Below are 22,798 nucleotides of genomic sequence, written 5' to 3'. Positions count from 1 at the left end.
CACGAATTATTGTCCTCAACCATTAGCCCCGAGCACTTGCGCGACGCTGGAGAATGACATGCCGCTGCTGATGATACTCGATTATATGGGCGTTGCGGTCTTTGCAGCAACCGGCGCGCTTGCCGCCTCGCGCAAGGAACTCGATCTCATCGGCTTCCTTTTCTTTGCCGCGGTGACCGGATCGGGCGGAGGAACCGTGCGTGATCTGATCCTCGGTCGCCCGGTGTTCTGGGTCATCGATCCGATCTACATTCTCATCTGCGTCGCCACCGGCGCCTTCGTCTATTTCACCGCCTATTACGTGGAATCGCGTTACAAGCTGCTTTTGTGGCTGGATGCGATCGGCCTTGCCGCCTACTGCGTGCTCGGCGCCGCCAAGGGCATGGCCGCAACCGGATCGCCAACGATTGCGATCGTCACCGGCGTGATGACCGCGACCCTGGGCGGCGTGTTACGCGACGTTCTGGCAAACGAGCCCTCGGTACTGTTGCGCCCGGAGATCTACATCACATCCGCGCTTGCTGGAGCCGCAACCTTTACGGCCGTACACGCGATGGGCCAGCCGCTTTTCGTCAGCGCCGGCTGCGGTGTGGTGATTTCCTTTGCGCTCCGCGGCGGCGCGCTCCATTACGGCTGGACCCTGCCGCGCTATATGTCGCGACCAGGCAGGCCTCCCGAAGAAGCTCTGAAGTCAAGCAAAAGGAAGAAGCGCCGCTAAAGCGGCTTCAACGCAATTTCGGCAAAACCGATGCCCGGTTTTGTCGGAATGTCTTCAAGCGTCACGAGCGCTTTTCACGCAGGCGGATGACGACGTCCACATGGGCAATCTCCATGCCTTCCGGAGGTTCCGGCAGATTGCCGATCTCCAGATTGCCGACGGGAAGGTCCATGACCTCGTTGCGGCCTTCGATGAAGAAGTGATGGTGATCCGACGTGTTGGTGTCGAAATAGGTCTTGGCGCCTTCGACGGCGAGAACGCGGATCAGGCCGGCTTCGGTAAATTGGTGAAGCGTATTGTAGACGGTTGCCAATGAGACCGGCACGCCTGCGATGATCGCTTCCTCGTGCAGTTCCTCGACCGTCAGGTGGCGGTCACCCTTGGCAAAAAGAAGATCGCCCAGCGCCACGCGCTGCCGTGTCGGCCGCAGGCCATGATGGCGCAACTTCACTTCGATTTCGGGTATGGCTTCTGCCATTCTGATCTGGAGCTCCTGCAACTCGCGACACTTCTCAAGTTTCGGATATAACTTTTGGCGGCTTGAGTTTCAACAGTTTCCCGCGTCGGATGCGCACGCAATGCCGCAAATATTCGGATTTTATGCCCGTCCCTCTGGTTTGCACGCTCCGGTTCCTATATGCGGACGTGACAAAATGATGTTCCAAGGCCCAATATCCCGGACCCGGAATGTTCAACGCTTCAATCATGGCTGTGCCTGAAACAGGGCTTGGCCCGCCTGACCTAGCGATCATAGGGGATGCGGAATTCGATGACGACCAGACAATCCAGCTTCAATTACGAAGAAATTCTCGCCTGCGCACATGGTGAGCTCTTCGGGCCGGGTAACGCGCAATTGCCGCTGCCGCCGATGCTGATGGTCCACCGTATCACCGATATTTCAGAGACCGGCGGCGCTTTCGACAAGGGCTACATTCGCGCGGAATACGACGTGAAGCCTGACGACTGGTACTTCCCCTGCCATTTCGAAGGCAACCCGATCATGCCGGGCTGCCTCGGCCTCGACGGCATGTGGCAGCTGACCGGCTTCTTCCTCGGCTGGCTGGGCGAAGAAGGCCGCGGCATGGCGCTTTCGACCGGTGAAGTAAAGTTCAAGGGCATGATCCGCCCGACCACTAAGCTTCTCGAATTCGGCATCGACTTCAAGCGCGTCATGAAGGGCCGGCTCGTGCTCGGCACCGCAGACGGCTGGCTGAAGGCCGACGGAGAAACTATCTATCAGGCAACCGACCTTCGCGTCGGCCTGTCCAAGGACAAGACGGCCTGAGTTGAACTCAAGGCCAACTGACGGAAACAACAAGGGTTACAGCAAATGAGACGGGTAGTTGTCACGGGCCTCGGTATCGTGTCCTCGATCGGTAACGACGCAGGCGAAGTCACCGAATCCTTGAGGGCTGCGAAATCCGGCATCTCCTTTTCTCCCGATTTCGCCGAGCACGGTTTCAAGTGCCAGGTCTGGGGAAAGCCGAATATCGACACGACGGATCTCGTTGACCGCCGCGCCATGCGCTTCCTTTCCCAGGGCGGCGCCTGGAACCACGTTGCGATGAAGCAGGCGCTGGCAGACAGCGGCCTGGAAGAAAAAGATTATGCCGAAAACGAGCGTGCCGGCATCATCATGGGTTCGGGCGGTCCTTCCACCCGCACGCTGATCGAAGCCGCCGACATCACGATCAAGAACAACAGCCCGAAGCGTATCGGTCCGTTCGCCGTGCCGAAGGCGATGTCCTCCACGGCATCGGCAACGCTTGCCACCTGGTTCAAGATCCACGGCGTCAACTACTCGATCTCGTCGGCCTGCTCGACCTCGGCACATTGCATCGGCAATGCTGCTGAAATGATCCAGTGGGGCAAGCAGGACATCATGTTCGCCGGCGGCCACGAGGATCTCGACTGGACCATGTCGAACCTGTTCGACGCGATGGGCGCCATGTCTTCGAAGTATAACGATAACGCAGCCAATGCCTCGCGCGCCTATGACGCCGATCGCGACGGTTTCGTCATCGCCGGCGGTGCAGGCGTGCTGGTTCTCGAAGAGCTGGAACATGCCAAGGCTCGTGGCGCCAAGATCTATGCCGAAATCACCGGTTACGGCGCAACGTCGGACGGCTACGACATGGTCGCTCCGTCGGGCGAAGGCGCGATCCGCTGCATGCGCCAGGCACTGTCAACGGTGAAGGGCGAAGTCGATTACATCAACACCCACGGCACCTCGACGCCGGTAGGCGACTCGAAGGAAATCGGTGCGATCCGCGAAGTCTTCAAGGACAAGATCCCGCATATCCAGTCGACCAAGTCGCTGACCGGCCATTCGCTCGGTGCTGCCGGCGTGCAGGAATCGATCTACGGCCTTCTGATGATGCAGGCCGGCTTCATCGGCGAAAGCGCGCATATCCAGAACCTCGATCCCGAATTCGACGGCGTGCCGATCGTGCGCAAGCGCATCGACAATGCCAAGATCGACACGGTTCTGTCGAACTCGTTCGGTTTCGGCGGCACCAACGCAACGCTCGTATTCCAGCGCTACAACGGATAAACCCATGACGGGTATCATGCAGGGGAAGCGCGGCCTCATCATGGGGGTCGCGAACAACCATTCGATCGCCTGGGGCATTGCAAAAGCCTTGTCCGCCCAGGGCGCGGAACTGGCCTTCACCTATCAGGGTGAGGCCTTGGGCAAGCGGGTAAGGCCGCTTGCGACAGAAATCGGCTCCGATTTCGTCATCCCCTGCGACGTTGAAGACTTGCACTCGGTCGACGCGACCTTCGCGGCGATCAGAGAGCGCTGGGGCTCCTTCGATTTCCTCGTTCATGCGATCGGCTTTTCCGACAAGAACGAGCTGAAGGGCCTTTATGCCGACACCACGCGCGAAAACTTTTCCCGCACAATGGTGATTTCCTGCTTTTCCTTCACCGAGATTGCCAAGCGGGCGGTCGAGCTGATGCCTAACGGCGGCTCGCTGCTGACGCTGACCTATAACGGCTCGCAACGCGTCATTCCCAATTATAACGTCATGGGCGTCGCCAAGGCTGCTCTAGAGGCCTCGGTGCGCTATCTCGCGGCTGATTACGGTCCGCGTGACATCCGCGTCAACACGATCTCCGCCGGCCCCGTGCGCACGCTTGCCGGAGCGGGTATTTCGGATGCCCGTGCGATCTATTCCTGGAACCGGGAAAACGCCCCCTTACGCCGTACCGCTACGATCGAGGATATCGGCGGCTCTGCGCTTTATCTCCTCTCCGACCTTTCGCGCGGCGTGACCGGCGAAGTGCATTACGTGGATGCCGGCTACAGCATCACCTCGCTGCCGACCCTCGACAAGCTGCGCCGGGCCGACACCGAATAAGCCAAGCTTCTCGTATTGCGTTCTAAGGCTTGAGATTAATCCGTTTGAGCTCCTCAGCGGCTTGGGCGTTCCCAGCCTCTGTGGCCTCTTTCAGCAACAATTTGGCTCTCTTCGGATCTTCCGCTTCGATCAGCTGCGCCAGCTTCCATTTAGCCCAGTGATCATTTGTCTTCGGCAGGCTGCGCTCAAAATAGCGGCGCGCAAGCGCGACATCCTTCTTGATGCCCTCGCCATCGGCAAGCATGAAGGCCAGCATGTGATAGCCCCAGATATTGTCATTTTCGGCCGCGACGCGATACCAGATGGCGGCGATTGCGGGATCGGCTGTGACGGCGATCCCCTTCTGGTAACACCAGCCGACCTTGAGCTGGCCATGCTTGTCGTTCCTGGCCGCCGCCTTCATGTACCACTGAAATGCCTGTATCGGGTCGGGAGCGAGGCCTTGGCCGTTTTCGAAGATCTCACCGAGCTTGTAGGCGGCGGCTATATTGCCCTTGTCTGCGGCAAGCCGGAAATAGTGGGCAGCAAGCCTCTGATCGGCCGGACCCGCCGCCTTGCGTCCCTGATGCATCTCGGCGGCGTTATACCATTCCCAGGTGATACGCGCGGAATCAGAGAAGGCCGCATTCGTGGCGGCAAGCCATATAACAATAACCGCGATCAACCGTTTCATTCACGCGCCCCACACCACCGAATGCAACCTTAATTTGCATTCGGTGAATTAGGCAAGGGATGGAAACGATCGAGCTTTCTCGAAGCGCCTTGGCGCCTACTTCTTGCCCCACATGACCTTGAACTTCGAGTTGCGGCAGGTTTCGCCGTATTCGCGGAAGGCTTCGGCGAGCACCGGCTCGTAAGGCAGGCCGCGATTGGCGACCATCATCAGGCGACCGCCCTGTTTGAGCGCGGCAGCGGCGGTGCGGATCATCGTGCGACCCAGTTCCGGATCTGCGGCCTGCGCTTCGTGGAAGGGCGGGTTCATGATGACCATGTCATACTTCTCCTTCGGCGGCTCGGCTCCGAGATCCTGCCAGAAGAAGCGTGCCTGCAGATCGGGGCAATTATGCGCAAGGTTCTGCTTGGCGAATTCGAGCGCCCGATAATCGGCCTCGAAGAGATCGATGCGGTTCACGCGCGGCGACTTTTCGGCCAGCATCACCGAAAGATAACCCCAACCGGCGCCGAAGTCGGCGACATTGCCATCGAAATCGGTCGGGAAACGGCCTGCGAGCAGCTCGGAGCCAGCATCGATGCGATCATGGCTGAACATGCCCGGAGCCGCCTGGAAGCGCCCCTCGACTGTTACAGCGGTCTTCTTCAGCGCCTTGATCGCATCGCTTGCGTCTTCCGGCCGTGCGAACCAGATGGCGACACCGTGATATTTCGGTGCGTAGTCGAGAATGATGCCGAGTTTTAGCAGCATGGTGCGGATCGGCTGGATGCCGTCTTCCTTGCCGCCAGCAACCACGATCAGACCGCCGACCTTTACGCGCGCCAGAGCTTCCGCAATGCGGTTCTCGTTGTCACCGCGATGCTTGCCGCACAGAACCAGCGCGCCGTCATAATCCTCGCCCTCAGCCTCCGGAAAGGCGTTGTTGCGCAGGGCGCGGAACAGCGGGCGGAACGGCTGTACGGAGGTGATTTCCGCGTCAAAGCCTTCCGGCCTTGCATTGCCGGCCTCGGCGCCGAGAAAGATCACCCGCTCGCCTTCGCCGGGCATGGGTACGGCATCGGTAACGAAGGGATGGAAGAGGGTTTTCAGGGCGTCGCGGCTCATGGATGCGGACCTTAAGTGAGTAGTGTGTGCGTCTACGAATAAAGAAAAGGCGCGGAAGAAGAAACTTCCGCGCCCCTGATTTCAATCAAGCGAAAGCTTATTCGGCGGCTGCGTCGCCGTCGGCCTTCTTGATTTCCTCGCCGGTGGCCTGGTCGACGACCTTCATCGACAGACGAACCTTGCCGCGCTCGTCGAAGCCCATCAGCTTGACCCAGACCTTGTCGCCTTCCTTGACGACGTCGGAGGTCTTGGCAACGCGCTCGGAAGCGAGCTGCGAGATGTGGACCAGACCGTCGCGCGCGCCGAAGAAGTTGACGAAGGCGCCGAAATCGGCGGTCTTCACAACGGTGCCTTCGTAGATCACGCCGACTTCCGGCTCGGCAACGATCGAGTGGATCCACTTGCGGGCCGCTTCGATTTCCTTGCCCGACGAAGATGCGATCTTCACGGTGCCGTCGTCTTCGATGTTGATCTTGGCGCCGGTCTTTTCGACGATTTCGCGGATGACCTTGCCGCCCGAACCGATGACTTCACGGATCTTGTCGACCGGGATGTTCATCACTTCGATGCGCGGGGCGAATTCGCCGAGCTGTGAACGGCCTTCGGAGATCGCATTCGACATTTCGCCGAGAATGTGGGTACGACCGCCCTGTGCCTGGGCAAGTGCGACCTTCATGATCTCTTCGGTGATACCGGCGATCTTGATGTCCATCTGGAGCGAGGTGATGCCGTCGGCAGTACCTGCAACCTTGAAGTCCATGTCGCCGAGGTGGTCTTCGTCGCCGAGAATGTCGGAGAGAACCGCAAAGCGGTCACCTTCGAGGATCAGGCCCATGGCAATACCGGCAACCGGCTTTGCCAAAGGAACGCCGGCGTCCATCAGAGCGAGCGAGGTGCCGCACACGGTTGCCATCGAGGACGAGCCGTTGGACTCGGTGATCTCGGAGACGACGCGCAGCGTGTAGGGGAACTGTTCAGCCGAAGGCAGCATCGGGCGGATAGCGCGCCATGCGAGCTTGCCGTGACCGATTTCGCGGCGGCCCGGGGAGCCCATGCGGCCGGTTTCACCAACGGAATAGGGAGGGAAGTTGTAATGGAGCAGGAAGCGCTCCTTGTACATGCCCGTCAGGCTGTCGACATACTGTTCGTCTTCGCCGGTGCCGAGCGTGGCAACAACGATCGCCTGCGTTTCACCGCGGGTGAAGAGAGCCGAACCGTGGGTACGCGGCAGGAGGCCGACTTCCGAGACGATCGGGCGGACGGTGACGAGGTCACGACCATCGATACGGCTCTTGGTGTCGAGGATGTTCCAGCGAACGATCTTCGCCTGCAGGTGCTTGAAGACGGAGCCGATAACTTCGGCAGTGTACTTCGGCTCGACGCCTTCCGGGAAGAAGTGAGCCTTGACCTTTGCCTTGACGGCGTCGACGGCAGCGTAACGATCAGCCTTCTGGGTGATCTTGTAGCCTTCGCGAAGCTCGGCTTCGAAATGCTTCAGCATTTCGGCTTCGAGTTCGGAATAGTCTTCCGGCTGGAAGTCGCGCGGTTCCTTGGCAGCCACTTCGGCGAGCTTGATGATCGCGTCGATGACCGGCTGGAAACCCTTGTGGCCGAACATGACGGCGCCGAGCATGACGTCTTCGTTCAGTTCCTTGGCTTCCGATTCAACCATCAAGACGGCGTCCTGGGTGCCGGCAACGACGAGGTCGAGAACAGACTCTTCCATCTCGTCGAGATGCGGGTTCAGGACATATTCGCCGTTGATGTAGCCGACGCGTGCGCCGCCGACCGGGCCCATGAAGGGAACGCCGGAAAGCGTCAGGGCAGCCGAGGTTGCAACCATGGACAGGATGTCCGGGTTGTTCTCGAGGTCATGCTGGACGACGGTAACGACGACCTGGGTGTCGTTCTTGTAGCCTTCCGGGAAGAGCGGACGGATCGGGCGGTCGATCAGGCGCGAAACCAGCGTTTCGTTTTCCGACGGACGACCTTCGCGCTTGAAGTAGCCACCCGGGATCTTGCCGGCGGCATAGGTCTTTTCCTGGTAGTTGACGGTCAGCGGGAAGAAGTCCTGGCCCGGCTTCGGCGCCTTGGCCGAAACGACGGTGGCGAGAACGACGGTTTCGCCGTAGGTGGCGAGAACCGCGCCGTCAGCCTGGCGGGCGATCTTGCCCGTTTCCAGCTTCAGCGTACGGCCGGCCCATTCGATTTCGACGGAGTGGGTATTGAACATATATTGTCCTTCAACGCGGGAAACGGCGTCTCGCCCCGGCTTTTCTCAAAGCGAAGAGGCGGCAACACATTCCACCGCAGTCATTGCGACACATCACGGGCAAGACAACGAGAAGCTTTTCAGATTGACCGAAGCCGTTTTGCGGCTCCGGCCAAAAGCATCCGGCAATCCTGCCCCATGACAGGTCTGGTTTTGGTGGCGAAACCGGCCCATCCGGGTCCGCCTCAGTCTGGCACCCGAAAGGTGCCGAAATAGAGATCCGGCGGACCCTTCGGATGAAGAGCCCGCCGAGAACTTGTTAGCGGCGCACGCCCAGGCTGGTGATCAGCTTGGTGTAACGGGCTTCGTCCTTCTTCTTGAGGTAGTCAAGAAGCGAACGACGGCTCGAAACCATGGTCAGAAGGCCACGACGGGAGTGGTTGTCCTTCTTGTGACCCTTGAAGTGTTCCGTCAGATTGTTGATCCGCTCGGTGAGGATAGCAACCTGGACTTCCGGCGAACCGGTGTCGCCTTCGACGGTTGCGTATTCCTTGATGAGTTCGGCCTTACGTTCTGCAGTGATCGACATCGTCTGATCCTTTATGTGAAGAGGAAATAGGGTCGCCAAAGGCCGGGATGTCGTCCAGCCTTGGCCGTGAATGCAAAGGCGATGCCCGAAGGCAGCCCCTTGGCTGGCGCTGCCTATAGACCATTCAAGCTCTAATTGGAAGAGGTGCCACGCCGGATCAGCCGAACACGCGCTTCGGGCGGAACTCGCCCTGGCCGATCTCGCCGATGGCGATCAGCTTGCCGCGGACGGTGGCATAGGCTTCCGGCTCTTCGACGGGCACGTCGCGGCCGCGCAGGATGATCGGATTGCCCATCTTGATGCGGTGCGCCTGTTCTTCCGTCACCGGCAGATGCGGCAATGAGGAGAGCGCCTCGGCGGTATCGATCAGATAGGCGTCGAGAGCGGCAAGCCGCTCGTCGCGGTCCTCGATCTCTTCCAGCGCCACCAGATCGGCAAGCGGCACCATCTTGTCCTCGCCGAAGGGCGCGACGAAGGTGCGGCGGAGATTGGAAATATGGCCGTAGCAGCCGAGTTCGCGGCCGAAATCGCGGGCGAGCGAGCGCACATAGGTGCCCTTGCCGCATTCGACCTCGAAATGCGCCTCGTTCTGCGTCACGCCAAGCAGCGTCAGACGGAATATTTCGACTTCGCGGGCCGGGATTTCGACGGTCTCGCCGTCACGGGCGAGATCATAAGCGCGCTCGCCGGCGATCTTGATTGCCGAAAACTGCGGCGGGATTTGTTGAATGACGCCGGTATAATTCGGCAACAGATCGCGGATCGCCTGTTCGGCCGGGCGCGTGTCGGAGGAAGCCGTCACCTCGCCTTCCAGATCGTCGGTCGAGCGTTCCTCTCCCCAGGTCACGGTGAATTCGTAGATCTTGCGACCGTCCATAACGTAAGGCACGGTTTTCGTCGCATCGCCCAGCGCGATCGGCAGCATGCCGGAGGCAAGCGGATCGAGCGTGCCGGCGTGACCGGCCTTCTGGGCGTTGAGCAGCCACTTGATCTTGGACACGGCTTCGGTCGAACCGAAGTCCACCGGCTTGTCGAGGATAAGCCAGCCGGAAACCGCCCGGCCCTTGGGTTTGCGTGGTTTGGACATGCGTTCTCTTTAGTAGATTATTCTTTGTCTTCGTCTGTCGCACCAAGATCCCGCTGGACCTCGGGCGAACGCAGGAGCTCATCGATCTTCTTGTAGTTGTCGAAGCTGGTATCGTCGCGGAATCGGACTTCCGGCATGTATTTCATCTGCCGAAGCTGGCCGCCGAGCCGGCCGCGAATGAATTTCGCGTTACGGTTCAACGCTGCAATCACGGCCTCATGGTCTGGAAGACCGAGCGGCGTTACATAGGCGGTCGCAATCTTCAGGTCGGGTGACATGCGCACTTCCGAAACGGAGATAACGGTCTTTTCGAGCAGGTCGTCGCGCACTTCGCCGCGCTGCAGGACCTGGGTGATGGCGGCGCGAACCTGTTCGCCAACGCGAAGCATGCGCTGGGACGGCGCCGAAGATGTAGCCTTTGCCATGTCTTGTTCTCTTTGCTAACGCCGCCGGGGTTCGTCCCGCCAGGGTGAGACCCTTGGGCGCCTTTTCAATCAAGGGCGTCAAATGACCCAGAGCCGGCCAAAGGTCAAGGCGCAGGCGCCGATAAATCGCGCCCCGCCACCGCAGGACGCAGGTTGTATCCCTCAGAGACGGATGACGAGGTCAGGCCTTATTAGAACAGGGCGTCGTCGATATCGTCGTCGCTCATGACAGCCGCAACAACAGCCGCGTCGACAGGAGGCGCGGTGCCCAGAACAGCCGCATGCAGTTCACGTTCGGAAACCATGGTGTAAAGCTTGCCGATGCGGGCGCCGAGATCGGCAAGTACCGGTTCCAGGTCGGCGGAGAGTTCGGCCGCCTCGACCATCGAAATCTCGTCGGCGCAGTTGCGCAGCACTTCGCCGAGTTCCGCCTTGAAATTAAGGCGCGACAGGGAGTGTTCCATCTGATCGATGGCGACGCCGCTCTGCTCGCTCAGCCCATCCATTTCTGCATCCATCCGATCGCCGACGTCGCGGATGCTCTGCATTGCCCTTGCCAGCCGATCGTCCAGCAGTTCCTGGCTATCGCCTTCATGACCGATATTCAGTTTGTCGGAAGCCGTTTCCAGGGTCTTCAGCTCGGCCAGCACCTTCTCTGCCGTTTCGTCCAGCTGCGCCGCAAAATTGCGCAGTTCGGCAGTGACGACATTGAGTGCCTTGCCATGTTCGCCGATCTTGCCGCAGCGTAGATTGGTGTTCAGCGCCATATAATGAATGTCGGTACGTACCAGTTGGAGCAGACCGACACCATTGATCAGTTCGCGAACCGTGGTTCCGGTCGAGCGGCTGAGTTCGCCCGCCTCCAGCGCCACGGCCTCGATTTCCTGGACAGCCTCGCGCGCTACGCCGACATTGGCTTCAAGCCGGCGCATCGCGTTATCGCCGCCGCCTTCGGTCATCATCCGGCGCAAACCATCAATCTCCCCGAGATCGGAACGGAAGCTTGCTACGGTCTCGACGATCTTCATCGTATCGCGATCGAAATCGTCGATTGACTGGCTGAGCTGCAGAGCGACAAGATTGGTGATGATTGACGACAGGTTTTCCCGGTCGGCCGGCGCCAGCATTCCGGCCTCAGTTTCAAGGTAACCGTCGAGAAGCGTCAAGGTGCTCTGGCAGTGTTCGATGCGCTGGCGGGTGATATCGCCGATCTGCATGGCAGATAGAACGGAAGCCAGCTTGCCCTGAATGCCGGCCGCGATCTGGCGCACGCGAGCCGCGCGCTCGACCAGTACTTTCTGCTGAGCGCTGATCTCGGCGCCACCGGTCGAAAGACCGGTCACGATGCCCGGAATGGTCGCTTCATAACGCTCAACCGTTGCGGCGCCGCGCTCCATGACCGAACCCAGGCCCAAACCGAGAGACTTCAACTTGTCGCCGAACTCGTTCACCTGCCTTGTCCCGGTCTGGATGCGTTCGAGAATTTCTTCAGCGAAACCTGCGAAATCAGGGATGCCCGCGCCGGTGATCTTGGCTGTCACCGCGAAGGTGCGCAGGTAGCGCATGGTTTCCTGCATATCCGCCACATGTGGTCGCAGATTGCGTTCCGCCCCGGAAATATCGACAAAACCGGCCTGACGCGCGGTCTCGATTGCGCTGAGTTCGGAAAGCCGGCCGACGGTCTGCTGCAATTCGGCCATGGTGGCATTGGCCGTTTCCTCGTCGAGCGATCCGGTAATCTGGTCAAGCGATCCGATCAGCTTGTTGAGAACGTCGAGAACGGAAAGAAGTGCTGCCCCCCCGTCGAGAAAGCGCTCTTCGATACGGGACCTCGCGGTCTCCATTCGCTCAACAAGACCAGAAACCGAGGCCGAGCCTTCATAAGGCTCGGCCCTGTTCACCAAAACTGCCGCAACTGCCACTTCGGCCACCCTTCACGTTCTGCCGGGGTTTTCCACCCTTATCGGCAACGATTTGCCCTGTTCATTATGGGACAACTCTCCGCCGGCAGTGAAAGCCGGGCACGGGTTGTCCTCACATGCAAGCAATCTGCCCCGGCGACAGTTAACCGGGTCAAAACACCCCTTTGGTTTCAGTGCTCGTGGTTAATTTTCGGGAGATATGAACATTAGCTAAACGCTAATTGTGACTAATGCACATGAAAACTCACTGGCACCAATTAACCTCTGGTTAAGCATAGTGTCTCAAATTTGGCAGACCATTTCAGCACATTCTAAGGCTTTTGGAGCAGGTATGGATATTGCCAGTCAAAATGAAGCATGCCTCCGCTTGCCCGAAAATCTGACGGTCCGGGCTATCGTGCCCATACGCGAGGATATGCTGAAATTCATCGATGCACACGAGGCCGCCAAGATCGAGCTTTCGGATGAGGTGCAGGTCGATATCAGCTTCATTCAGATGGTCGAGGCCGCCCGCGTTTATGCCGGGACGGCCGGCAAGATCATCACGCTTGCGCAGCCGGCAAGCGGTGTACTTCTCGAAACGCTCCGCAGAAGCGGCTTCCTGGAAGGCATGTCGGACGACGACGCGAAATTCTGGCTTCATCAAGGGAAAATTCAATGAGTGCCAACATCCTGACCGTCGATGACTCGGCGAGCATTCGCCTGACCACGAGGGTCGCGCTGACCAATGCCGGCTACCAGGTTACGGAAGCCGTCGACGGGGTCGATGGCATTGCCAAGCTGAATGCAGGGCAGTTCGATCTGGTCATCACCGACCTCAACATGCCCAATATGGACGGCCTGACGATGATCCGGGAATTGCGCAAGCTGCCCGCACATATGGGTGTTCCTGTCATCTTCCTCACCACCGAGTCCGACGGTGAAATCAAGCAGCAGGCCAAGGCTGCCGGTGCAACCGGCTGGCTCACCAAGCCCTTCGACCCGGAAAGCCTGGTCAAGATCGCCAGGAAGGTGCTCGGCAAATGAGCTTCCCTGATCCTATCGCGGTATTCAGAACAGAAGCAGCCGAGCTTCTGGAACAGATCGAGGCAGGGCTTCTCGATCTCAATGTGAATCTCGGCGACAAGGATCAGGTCGACGCGGTCTTCCGCGGCCTCCACACGCTCAAAGGCTCCGGCGCCATGTTTGGCTTCGAGGCGCTTGCGGCCTTCACCCACCATTGCGAAACGGCTTTCGACCGGGTGCGCAAGGGCGAGGTTCCCGCGACCCAGGCGCTCGTCACCGCCGTTCTGGAAGCCAAGGATCACATGCGCGCGCTGGTAGAGACACCTGCCGGCGATCATGAAGCAGTGAGCGAGGTACTGCTTGCCAATCTGCGCCACGCCGTCGACGGCAGCGGCGATCCGGCAGCAGCATCTGTTGCTGCGGCTCCAGCCAAGACGCTGTTCAAGATCCGTTTCAGCCTGCCGCAGAATGCCATGGCCAACGGCACCAATCCGCTGCCGCTGCTCGACGAGCTGCGCGATCTCGGAACCTGCCGTATTGTCGCCGACCGTTCCGGCATTCCCGCGCTCGATGAGCTCGTGCCGACCGACCTCCATGTTTCCTGGGATGTCGAGCTTCTGACCGATCAGACGCGTTCCGCGATCGATGACGTGTTCATTTTCGTCATGGACGATATGGAACTGGCCGTCGAAGAGATCGCAGTTGCGGCACAAACGCCAACCGTCGCAGCACCGGCACCTGTTGCAGCGGCTGCGCCCGTCGCGGCCGAACCGGTTGCTTCCGCAACACCGACGGCCGCGGCACCGGCAGCACCGGCTCCGGGCGACGCGAAAGCCGCCAAGGCAAATGAAAATGTCCGCGTTCCCGCCGAAAAGCTCGACGAACTGATGGACCGGGTCGGTGAACTGGTGATTGCCCAGTCGCGACTCTCTCAGCTGGCAGGCGGCAGCGGCGATCTCACGCTGCGTGCCGTGTCCGAAGACGTCGAACGTCTTTCCGGCGAGCTGCGCGATACGATGATGGTCCTGCGCATGGTGCCGGTTACGCATCTGTTCAGCCGCTTCCGCCGCCTGGTCCACGATCTGGCGAACGAAACCGGCAAGAGGATCGAACTTGTCACCGAGGGTGAAACCACGGAAGTAGACAAGAGCGTCATCGAACGCTTGGCAGATCCACTGGTGCATCTGGTCCGCAATTCCTGTGACCACGGTCTCGAGACACCGGAAGATCGACTTGCAGCGGGCAAGACAGAAGCCGGCCATATCCACCTGTCAGCCCGCCAGCAGGCCGGCGAAGTGATTATCACGATCAAGGATGACGGTCGCGGCATCAACAAGGAGCGGGTTCGCGCCAAGGCGGAATCCTCCGGTCTCATAGCCGCCAATGCCAGCCTCAGCGATCAGGAACTCTACCAGCTGATCTTCCAGCCGGGCTTTTCGACAGCGAGCCAGGTCACCAACCTGTCGGGCCGCGGCGTCGGCATGGACGTGGTAAAGCGCACCATCGACGCGCTCCGCGGCACGATCAACGTCGTCAGCCGTCCGGGAGAAGGTTCGGAGATTTCGCTCGCCATCCCGCTGACGCTTGCCATCATTGACGGCCTGCTCGTGCGTGTCGGAAACGGCCGCTACGTCATCCCGCTTTCGGCGGTCGAGGAATGCCTCGAGCTCTCGATCGAGGAAGACATGCGCTCTCGCGGTCGCAGCTTCATCTCTCTGCGCGACAGCCTCGTTCCCTTCCTTCGCCTGCGCGATCTGTTCCGCACAAACACGACGCCCGATCCCTTCCAGAAGGTGGTCGTCATATCCACCGGTTCGGAACGCGTCGGCCTGGTCGTCGACCAGATCATCGGCGACCATCAGACGGTCATCAAGGGCATGTCGAAGCTTCACCATGACGTGGCGACCTTCTCAGGCGCCACCATTCTAGGCGACGGCGATGTCGCTCTTATTCTCGATGTCGGCCACCTCGTCGCCGAGGGCCAGCAGCAGGAGGCGCATCTGCGCGCAGCCGGATGAACCAAGCCTTAGCAAAACTTTCGGAAGATCTGTGGGAAGGACGCGACGAACTCGAGGTGCTTACCTTCGAGATCGCCGGCGAAACCTTCGCGCTCGAAGCCTTCATCGTTCAGGAAATCCTTGATCTCTTGCCGGAAACCAGTGTTCCGGGCGCCAAGGCCTTTGTCGGTGCCGTGATCAACTTCCGCGGCAAGGTCATTCCGCTTGCAGATATCCGCCTCGCCTTCGGCATGGAGGCGACGAAGCCGACCATCGACAGCCGGATCATCGTCATCGAGATCGAAATCGATGGGGAGCCGGTACTTGCAGGTATCCGCACAGACAAGGTGAATGAAGTCACCACGCTTTTGCAATCCGCCAGCGAACCGCCGCCAAGTGTGGGCATGCGCTGGCGCCCGGATTTCATCAACTGCCTCGTGAAGCGGGGAAGCGAATTCATCATCGTTCCCAATCTGCAGGTCATCTTTTCGGCCAGACACGAGCGTTCCGCAACCGCGCCGACCCACGGTTGATCATATTTGACGGAGATTACATATGCGTGCCTCGATCAAGTTAAAGCTCGCTTCGGCCTTCGGCTTCATTATCATGATGCTGATTGTGACTGCCGGTTATGGCATTTTCAGCCTCGGCAACCTCAACGATACTCTGGAACAGGTTATCCAGGGTCCGGCGACGCGTCTCAAGCTGACGCAGACGCTCAATGCCGAACAATTGCAGCAGCTTCGCCAGCAGAAAAACCTTCTGCTCGCTTCCACTCATGCTGACATGCAACGCTACATCGAAAGCAACGACGCGGCACGTAAGGCCTATGACGAAAGCTTTCAGATGATCCAGGCGCGCGCGACCGAGCAGGGCAAGGTGTACTGGGACAAACTTTCTGGCTTCACCGCAGAATTCCGCAAACAGGACGATCGCATCCGCGCTCTTATGCTTGCAGGCGACCAGACCGGTGCCAATCAGGTCTCCAGCAACGAAGCACGCGTAGTGATCAACCAGATCGACGCTCTTCTCGCAGAAGTCATTAAGCTTGAGGACAGCCGTCTTCAGGCCGCTGACGAACAGGCTGATGTCGACTATGCCCAGACCCGGATGATCATGATCTCCGTTGCTGCGGCGGCCTTTCTGATCGCAACGCTTGCCGCGCTTTGGATCGCGCTGAGCATCAACAAGGGTCTGCGCAACGCAGTCAGCGCGGTGCAGAACGTTGCCGAAGGCGATCTTACCCGCTTTGCGACAATTTCCAGCAAGGACGAGATCGGCGACCTGCTCACTTACGTCAACACGATGATCGAGCGCCTGCGCGGCGTGGTCGGTGATGCGCTGTCGGCCTCCGACAACGTCTCTTCGGGCAGTCAGGAACTTTCGGCAAGCTCCGAACAGCTTTCGCAGGGCGCGACCGAACAGGCATCCTCGGCCGAAGAAGCCTCTGCCTCGATGGAAGAGATGGCTGCCAATATCAAGCAGAACGCCGACAACGCCGCCCAGACGGAAAAGATCGCGCGCCAATCCTCAAGGGATGCAGAAGCCTCCGGTCAGGCCGTTAACCGTGCCGTCGGCGCGATGCGGACGATCGCCGAAAAGATTTCCATCGTTCAGGAAATCGCCCGTCAAACAGATCTTCTGGCCCTTAACGCCGCGGTCGAGGCTGCACGCGCAGGCGAACACGGCAAGGGCTTTGCGGTCGTTGCTTCGGAAGTGCGCAAGCTCGCCGAGCGTTCTCAGGCAGCTGCCGCTGAAATCAGCGCGCTTTCGGGTGATACCGTTCAGGTCGCAACCGAGGCCGGCGAAATGCTGAACCGCCTCGTTCCGGACATCCAGAAGACCGCTGAACTGGTCTCGGAAATCTCCGCCGCCTGCCGCGAGCAGGATATCGGTGCTTCGCAAATTAACGAAGCCATCCAGCAGCTCGACAAGGTGACCCAGCAGAATGCCGGCGCATCGGAAGAAATGTCGGCAACGTCGGAAGAGCTCGCCTCCCAGGCTGAAGAGCTTCAGGCATCGATCGCCTTCTTCCGCGTCGATCAGGCGGGCGCAAAACCGGCACCCAAACGGTCTGCCGCCCCTGCCCCGCGCGCTGCTGCAAAGCCCGCCTACCGGGCACCGGCTCAGAGCGGCCATTCCGTCCATGCTCAACAGGCCAAGGCCAAGGGTTTTGCGCTCGACATGTCGATGGGCGGCCCGGACGCGGACGACCAGCACTTCCGCGAAAGCGCTTGAGACAAATTAGCTGGTCCGGGCCGCGCTTGTGGCCCGGACCACCGCCGCCGTGTGTATGCGTCGACGTCAGACCGGTTTGAATTGAGGTTCCGGGGCGAATGTCTTGCCCGAATACCGATCCATTCAGCTTTCACCATCGAGGTTGAAAGCTCCACGTCGCCATCCATGCATATCGGGGTATTTCCTTGCGCTTCACCATCAAACTCAAGCTGGCCTTGTCTTTCGGACTGATGATTGTCCTTCTGGCATTGACCGCCGGTTACGGCATCTTCAGCCTCTCCAACCTCAACACCGCCATCTCTGAACTCATCGCGGGCCCTGCAAAGCGGCTCGAACATGCGCAGAATGTCGGCGCGCTGCAGCTGCGCATCGTCCGCGCCCAGATGAACATGGCCACAGCGACCACCTCGGCTGATGTCGACAGCTATCTCAAAGCCAGCGACACCAACCGTGTGAAATTCAAGGAAGAGATCGCATGGCTGATTGCAGCCGCGACTTCCGATGAAGGCCGCAAGTCCTGGCAGGATGTCGGCGATCTCGGTGACAAGCTGTTTGCGATCGATGACAAAATTCGCGAACTGGCTAAATCCGGCAACGGCGCCGAAGCAGTGCGGCTGGCGACGACCGAAGGACGCTCAACGGTCGACGCGATCGAAGAGTTGGCAAACGCACGCGCCGATGCAAGCCGCGCGGCCATGCAGAAGGCCGATGCGGACACCAACGATCAGTACACGACAACCCGCAACTTCATCGTCGGCCTGGCCGCAATCGCACTGCTCATCGCTATCGTTGCAGCTCTGTGGATTGCACTCAGCATCAGCAACGGCCTGCGGAAGATCATGGGCGTTGCAGAGGCCGTTTCGATCGGCGATCTCAACCAGGACGTCCAGATCAAGTCCAACGATGAAATCCGCGATCTGGTCAACACCATCAACGTGATGACCGCCAATCTGCGCAATACGGCCGATATCGCCGACCAGATTGCCAATGGCAACCTGACCGTCACGCCGAAGCCGCTTTCCGACAAGGATACGCTCGGCGTCGCACTCGAAAGCATGGTCCAGCGCCTGCGCGGCGTCGTGGCCGACGCGCTTGCCGCTGCCGACAACGTTTCGTCCGGTAGCCAGGAACTGTCCTCCAGCTCGGAACAGCTCTCGCAGGGTGCAACCGAGCAGGCATCGTCGGCCGAAGAGGCTTCCGCCTCGATGGAACAGATGGCCGCCAACATCAAGCAGAACGCCGATAACGCCGCTCAGACGGAAAAGATTGCCCGCCAGTCTTCCAAGGATGCCGAAGCATCCGGTGAAGCCGTTGCCCGTGCCGTCGGCGCGATGCGCACGATTGCCGAAAAGATCTCCATCGTTCAGGAAATCGCGCGCCAGACCGACCTTCTCGCGCTGAATGCCGCCGTTGAGGCTGCGCGTGCCGGTGAACACGGCAAGGGTTTTGCCGTCGTCGCTTCGGAAGTGCGCAAGCTCGCCGAGCGTAGCCAGGCTGCCGCTGCCGAAATCAGCTCGCTCTCCGGCGAGACGGTGCAGACAGCTGCCGAAGCCGGCGACATGCTGAACAAGCTGGTTCCTGCGATCCACAAGACCGCCGAACTGGTTTCGGAAATCTCCGCCGCCTGCCGCGAGCAGGATATCGGTGCCAGCCAGATCAACGAAGCCATCCAGCAGCTCGACAAGGTGACCCAGCAGAACGCCGGTTCGTCGGAGGAAATGTCATCGACGTCGGAAGAACTGGCGGCCCAGGCCGAAGAACTGCAGGCATCGATCTCCTTCTTCAAGGTCGATCAGGCCGGCTCCCGCACCCGCGCGGTACCGGCTGCCAAGGCACCGGCCTACAAGCCTGCCCCGCAGGCACAGCGGACGAGTGCCTCATCGGCGAACGGCATCAAGTCGCAACAGGCCCGCGCCAAGGGTTTTGCCCTCGACATGTCGATGGGTGGCCCCGATAGCGACGACGCCGATTTCCGGGAAAGCGCTTAAACCATGGCCGCATCATCTGAATCCCAGTTCGTAACTTTCAGTCTCGGCGAGGAGATCTTCGCCGTGCCTGTCGAGGTGGTGCGGGAAATCCTCGACCACGAGGATGCCTTCAAGATCCCGCACGGGCCGGATTATCTTCTCGGCCTGCGCGATGTCCGCGGACAGGGCGTGCCGATCATCGATCTTCGGATCCGGCTCGGCATGAGCCCGACCGCACGCACGCCGCATACGCGCATGCTGGTTCTCGACGTGCCGATCGGCGACAAGGTTCTGGCGCTCGGGCTGGTTGCCGACCGCGTCTACGAAGTCGTGCCGTTCCGTGCGGAGCAGATCGAGGATGCGCCGGATATCGGCATTCGCTGGCGATCAGACTATATCGCCGGCGTGGTGCGCAAGGATGGCGGCTTTGTCGTCATCATCGATCTTGCCCGGCTATTTTCCGATACCGGCCCGGCGCTTGCCGGCGTCGCGCCCAGATCACAGGTTGCATGACGGATCCCAGCGTGAACGCAGCATTAAAGACTCAGCCACTGGACGATCAGCTCAGCAAGCGCAATTTCGAGGCGCTGTCGAAATTCATCTACAGCTACAGCGGCATCAAGATGCCGCTGAGCAAGTCCACCATGCTCGAAGGCCGGCTTCGCCGCCGGCTGCGGGTAACGGGCATCGCCACTTTCGACGACTATTGCGACTATCTCTTCAATCAGGGCGGCATCGAGCGCGAGGCCATCTACCTGATTGATGCGGTCACGACCAACAAGACAGACTTCTTCCGTGAACCGAAACATTTCGACTACATGCGGGATGTGGCGCTTGGCGATATCGTGCGGCAGTTTTCCGAGCGACGACTCCGCATATGGAGTTCCGCCTGCTCGACGGGGGCTGAGCCCTACACGCTGGCCATGGTGATGTCCGATTACCTGCAATCGCAGGCGCCGGACCGGGACTATTTCATCCTGGCGACGGACCTTTCCACCGATGTGCTGCAGAAGGCGCAGAAGGGCATCTATTCGTCCGACATGATGGCGCCTGTACCGCCCGACATGATGCGCCGCTATGTCATGCGGGCAACCAACGCGCATCGGCAGGAAATGCGGGTCGCGCCGATGCTGCGCCAGAAGGTCGGGTTCGCCCGCATGAACCTGATGGACGCAAAGTATCCGATCGGCGATCCGATGCACATCATCTTCTGCCGCAACGTGCTGATCTATTTCGACAAGCAGACCCAACAGCAGGTCCTGACCCGGCTATGCAACAGCCTGGTACCTGGCGGTTACCTGTTCATCGGTCATTCGGAAACCGTCAGCGGCTTCGATCTGCCGATCCGGCAGGTCGCCAACACAATCTTCAAGCGGATATAGGCAAAGCATGGGCGGTAAAATTCGTGTCCTGATCGTCGACGACTCGGCGAGCGTGCGGCAGACGCTCTCGACTCTTTTGTCGGAAGACCCGGATATCGAGATCATGGGGGTTGCCAACGACCCGTTCATGGCCGCCAAGAAGCTGCGCGACGAAATACCGGACGTCATCACGCTCGATGTCGAGATGCCGCAGATGGACGGCATCACCTTCCTGCGCAAGCTGATGTCGCAACATCCGATCCCCGTGGTGATGTGCTCGTCGCTGACGGAAACCGGCTCGGAAACGCTGATGCAGGCGCTTGAGGCCGGTGCGGTCGACATCATCCTCAAACCCAAAATCGGCGCTGCCGACCATCTGGCCGAACATGCCGAACAAATCCGCCAGACGGTGAAGGGTGCGGCGCGCGCCAGCGTTTCCAAGCTGCGGGCAAGCCGCCTGAAGGAACGGCCCGTCCAGGGCAAACTGACGGCCGATGCCGTGCTGCCGCCGCCGAAGATCGGCGCGATGGCGAAGACGACGGAAATGGTCGTCTGCGTCGGAGCTTCCACCGGCGGCACCGAAGCGCTGCGCGAACTGCTAGAAGCGCTGCCGGCAAATTCGCCGGGCATGGTTATTGTCCAGCACATGCCGGAAAAGTTTACCGCCGCCTTTGCCAAGCGCTTGAACAGTCTTTGCGAAGTCGAGGTGAAGGAAGCCGTCAACGGCGATCCGGTGCTTCGCGGCCACGTTCTGATCGCGCCGGGCGACAAACACATGCTGCTTGAGCGCCGCGGCGCACGCTACGAGGTTTCCGTCCGGGAAGGCCCACTGGTCAGCCGGCACCGGCCCTCGGTCGACGTGCTGTTCCGCTCCGCCGCACGTTCCGCCGGCGCAAACGCGATGGGCGTGATCATGACCGGAATGGGCGACGACGGCGCACGCGGCATGAACGAAATGCACCAGGCCGGCGCGTTCACAGTGGCACAGGACGAGGCAAGCTCGGTCGTGTTCGGCATGCCGAAAGAAGCGATCGCCCATGGCGGCGTCGACCGTATCGTACCGCTCGACCAGATTGCGCGTGAGATACTGGCTGCGGACAAGCGGCGGTAACGCCTGACACCATCACGATCACTCTTCGAAAATATCCTCGATCCTTCGCTCCAGCACGCGGGCAATGGCAAATGCCAGCGGCAGGCTCGGATCGTAACGCTCATTTTCGATCGCGTTGACCGTCTGTCGCGACACGGAAAGCCGGGCCGCAAGCTCACTCTGCGACCAGCCTTTCTCGATGCGGAGAGCCTTCAACCTGTTCTTCATCGAAAACGCCGGGCACTGATCAGGCCGCCGACCATCCAAAGCACCGCCATCAGCGGCCAGACGAAAAACATCGAAAGTTTCGGGTACCCGACATTCTCGAGAAACCCATAGCTGAAGGTCGATACGTACCCGTTGGTCCGCGTGTGGAAGCAGCCTTCGCAACCAAATCTACCGCCTCAGGTCACGCCGTAGATGCGTGAGGCCATCTCCCTAACTTCGGGAGGGGTATTGACCTCGAGCTCTTCAAGGTAGGCCATAAAGTCGTTGCGCTCGGCAAAGGAAAAAATTCGTGCCCTGTATTCCAGATCTTCTAAAAGCGGCCGCTCTTGAAGTAATTGAGCTGACGTCTTGTCCACGAACATCGCATCTAAGTATGGAGCATAGGCTGAGATAGCGCGGATATCGTTCATCATCCCCTTGTTGATGATGGTCTTCTGCCCTCCCACAACCCGTCTGGCTGTTGCAGCGAAAAGATAAGCTGAAATGCGATGATGTGGCAGCTGCTTATAGACGTCTGAAGCCCATAAATCGCGAACCTTTTGGCCTGCTTCATAGTCGGGAACGCCCGCCTTTCGCATGACGTTTAATAGGGCTCGGACTTCCATTTGGATCGGCGAGTTGACGGCACTGAAAAAGACATCGGGGTCGTCACTGGACTTCTTCCTTTCAGTCGCGGCCAATGCGCCGACCTGGAGTTGCCCCTTAAAAACCGGACAGGATCAGGTTTCGGTTTGACGGTTTAAGAACTCACGAGGCGAGCAATACCCCAATGCCTTATGCGGGTGAAGGGTGTTGTAGTGTTCGAACCATGAGGGCA

General features: G+C 59.8%; 24 protein-coding genes. 13 read left to right on the top strand and 11 right to left on the bottom strand.

The genetic code is table 11. The features are described 5' to 3' along the window. The first annotated feature begins 58 nt into the window (after nt 1-58). Nucleotides 59-718 carry a trimeric intracellular cation channel family protein gene (locus MRBLMR1_RS13245; protein WP_148146258.1) on the top strand — a complete coding sequence of 220 codons (660 nt, stop codon included), beginning with the start codon at nt 59-61 and terminating at the stop codon, nt 716-718. Between the two features lie 61 nt (nt 719-779). On the opposite strand, the gene irrA is transcribed toward MRBLMR1_RS13245, so the two are convergent. Then, a complete protein-coding gene (gene irrA / locus MRBLMR1_RS13240; protein WP_148146259.1) occupies nt 780-1,196 on the bottom strand; it encodes an iron response transcriptional regulator IrrA in 417 nt (138 codons plus the stop codon). 291 nt (nt 1,197-1,487) lie between these two features. On the opposite strand from irrA, the gene fabA reads away from it, so the two are divergent. From fabA to fabI, 3 genes are read left to right on the top strand one after another with little or no spacing between them, the layout of a single operon-like run. Beyond that, entirely contained in the window at nt 1,488-2,003 is a 516-nt protein-coding gene (gene fabA / locus MRBLMR1_RS13235; RefSeq protein WP_148146260.1) for a 3-hydroxyacyl-[acyl-carrier-protein] dehydratase FabA, read from the top strand. 45 nt (nt 2,004-2,048) lie between these two features. Beyond that, nucleotides 2,049-3,272 (top strand): beta-ketoacyl-ACP synthase I, encoded by a 1,224-nt coding sequence (gene fabB / locus MRBLMR1_RS13230; protein WP_112506941.1) that lies wholly within the window; start codon nt 2,049-2,051, stop codon nt 3,270-3,272. Between the two features lie 4 nt (nt 3,273-3,276). Further along, the gene (gene fabI, locus MRBLMR1_RS13225) at nt 3,277-4,083 is read left to right on the top strand and encodes an enoyl-ACP reductase FabI (protein ID WP_148146261.1); all 807 of its coding nucleotides are present in this window, start codon (nt 3,277-3,279) and stop codon (nt 4,081-4,083) included. A gap of 22 nt (nt 4,084-4,105) precedes the next feature. On the opposite strand, the gene MRBLMR1_RS13220 is transcribed toward fabI, so the two are convergent. From MRBLMR1_RS13220 to MRBLMR1_RS13190, 7 genes are all read right to left on the bottom strand, one after another. After that, complete coding sequence (locus tag MRBLMR1_RS13220) at nt 4,106-4,756, bottom strand: tetratricopeptide repeat protein (RefSeq protein ID WP_148146262.1); 651 nt, start codon at nt 4,754-4,756, stop codon at nt 4,106-4,108. A 96-nt stretch (nt 4,757-4,852) separates the two neighbouring features. After that, entirely contained in the window at nt 4,853-5,860 is a 1,008-nt protein-coding gene (locus MRBLMR1_RS13215) for a class I SAM-dependent methyltransferase (RefSeq protein ID WP_148146263.1), read from the bottom strand. A 97-nt stretch (nt 5,861-5,957) separates the two neighbouring features. Beyond that, on the bottom strand, nt 5,958-8,093 hold the full coding sequence (pnp, locus tag MRBLMR1_RS13210; RefSeq protein WP_148146264.1) for a polyribonucleotide nucleotidyltransferase: 2,136 nt from the start codon (nt 8,091-8,093) through the stop codon (nt 5,958-5,960). A gap of 298 nt (nt 8,094-8,391) precedes the next feature. After that, the gene (gene rpsO / locus MRBLMR1_RS13205) at nt 8,392-8,661 is read right to left on the bottom strand and encodes a 30S ribosomal protein S15 (protein WP_112459048.1); all 270 of its coding nucleotides are present in this window, start codon (nt 8,659-8,661) and stop codon (nt 8,392-8,394) included. 157 nt (nt 8,662-8,818) lie between these two features. Next, complete coding sequence (truB, locus tag MRBLMR1_RS13200; RefSeq protein ID WP_148146265.1) at nt 8,819-9,748, bottom strand: tRNA pseudouridine(55) synthase TruB; 930 nt, start codon at nt 9,746-9,748, stop codon at nt 8,819-8,821. 17 nt (nt 9,749-9,765) lie between these two features. Then, complete coding sequence (gene rbfA, locus MRBLMR1_RS13195; RefSeq protein WP_148146266.1) at nt 9,766-10,173, bottom strand: 30S ribosome-binding factor RbfA; 408 nt, start codon at nt 10,171-10,173, stop codon at nt 9,766-9,768. Nucleotides 10,174-10,364: 191 nt separating this feature from the next. Next, nucleotides 10,365-12,095: a hypothetical protein gene (locus MRBLMR1_RS13190; RefSeq protein WP_148146267.1), complete on the bottom strand. Its 1,731-nt coding sequence runs from the start codon at nt 12,093-12,095 to the stop codon at nt 10,365-10,367. 223 nt (nt 12,096-12,318) lie between these two features. Here MRBLMR1_RS13190 and MRBLMR1_RS13185 point away from each other — a divergent pair, with 223 nt between their 5' ends. The 9 genes from MRBLMR1_RS13185 to MRBLMR1_RS13145 all read left to right on the top strand — a co-directional run bounded on the left by MRBLMR1_RS13185 (nt 12,319) and on the right by MRBLMR1_RS13145 (nt 21,774). Next, nucleotides 12,319-12,756 (top strand): STAS domain-containing protein, encoded by a 438-nt coding sequence (locus tag MRBLMR1_RS13185; RefSeq protein WP_500065027.1) that lies wholly within the window; start codon nt 12,319-12,321, stop codon nt 12,754-12,756. Then, on the top strand, nt 12,753-13,121 hold the full coding sequence (locus MRBLMR1_RS13180; RefSeq protein WP_148146269.1) for a response regulator: 369 nt from the start codon (nt 12,753-12,755) through the stop codon (nt 13,119-13,121). Before MRBLMR1_RS13185 ends, MRBLMR1_RS13180 begins: the two co-directional genes overlap by 4 nt. Next, nucleotides 13,118-15,118, top strand: coding sequence for a chemotaxis protein CheA (locus MRBLMR1_RS13175; RefSeq protein WP_183684903.1), 2,001 nt, complete (start codon nt 13,118-13,120; stop codon nt 15,116-15,118). Before MRBLMR1_RS13180 ends, MRBLMR1_RS13175 begins: the two co-directional genes overlap by 4 nt. Then, nucleotides 15,115-15,630, top strand: a complete 516-nt coding sequence (locus MRBLMR1_RS13170) for a chemotaxis protein CheW (RefSeq protein WP_148146271.1) — start codon at nt 15,115-15,117, stop codon at nt 15,628-15,630. The genes MRBLMR1_RS13175 and MRBLMR1_RS13170 overlap by 4 nt, the downstream gene beginning before the upstream one ends. A 22-nt stretch (nt 15,631-15,652) precedes the next feature. Next, nucleotides 15,653-17,335, top strand: coding sequence for a methyl-accepting chemotaxis protein (locus MRBLMR1_RS13165; protein ID WP_148146272.1), 1,683 nt, complete (start codon nt 15,653-15,655; stop codon nt 17,333-17,335). Nucleotides 17,336-17,520: 185 nt separating this feature from the next. Then, a complete protein-coding gene (locus MRBLMR1_RS13160; protein ID WP_500065024.1) occupies nt 17,521-19,323 on the top strand; it encodes a methyl-accepting chemotaxis protein in 1,803 nt (600 codons plus the stop codon). A 3-nt stretch (nt 19,324-19,326) separates the two neighbouring features. Beyond that, entirely contained in the window at nt 19,327-19,815 is a 489-nt protein-coding gene (locus tag MRBLMR1_RS13155) for a chemotaxis protein CheW (protein WP_148146274.1), read from the top strand. Next, nucleotides 19,812-20,684, top strand: a complete 873-nt coding sequence (locus tag MRBLMR1_RS13150) for a CheR family methyltransferase (RefSeq protein WP_148146275.1) — start codon at nt 19,812-19,814, stop codon at nt 20,682-20,684. Before MRBLMR1_RS13155 ends, MRBLMR1_RS13150 begins: the two co-directional genes overlap by 4 nt. Nucleotides 20,685-20,691: 7 nt before the next feature. Continuing rightward, nucleotides 20,692-21,774: a protein-glutamate methylesterase/protein-glutamine glutaminase gene (locus tag MRBLMR1_RS13145; RefSeq protein ID WP_148146276.1), complete on the top strand. Its 1,083-nt coding sequence runs from the start codon at nt 20,692-20,694 to the stop codon at nt 21,772-21,774. 18 nt (nt 21,775-21,792) lie between these two features. On the opposite strand, the gene MRBLMR1_RS13140 is transcribed toward MRBLMR1_RS13145, so the two are convergent. From MRBLMR1_RS13140 to MRBLMR1_RS13130, 3 genes are all read right to left on the bottom strand, one after another. Next, nucleotides 21,793-21,981, bottom strand: coding sequence for a helix-turn-helix transcriptional regulator (locus MRBLMR1_RS13140; RefSeq protein ID WP_148146277.1), 189 nt, complete (start codon nt 21,979-21,981; stop codon nt 21,793-21,795). A gap of 176 nt (nt 21,982-22,157) precedes the next feature. Further along, on the bottom strand, nt 22,158-22,661 hold the full coding sequence (locus tag MRBLMR1_RS13135; protein WP_183684902.1) for a hypothetical protein: 504 nt from the start codon (nt 22,659-22,661) through the stop codon (nt 22,158-22,160). 39 nt (nt 22,662-22,700) lie between these two features. Further along, nucleotides 22,701-22,798, bottom strand: a 98-nt coding sequence (locus MRBLMR1_RS13130; protein WP_148148372.1) for an integrase core domain-containing protein, incomplete at its 5' end; no start/stop codon positions are given.

Origin of the sequence: Neorhizobium sp. LMR1-1-1.1 (assembly GCF_040675795.1) — a bacterium.
GTDB classification, from domain to species: Bacteria; Pseudomonadota; Alphaproteobacteria; order Rhizobiales; family Rhizobiaceae; genus Neorhizobium; species Neorhizobium cellulosilyticum.
This window is presented reverse-complemented; position numbering and strand designations above follow the sequence as displayed.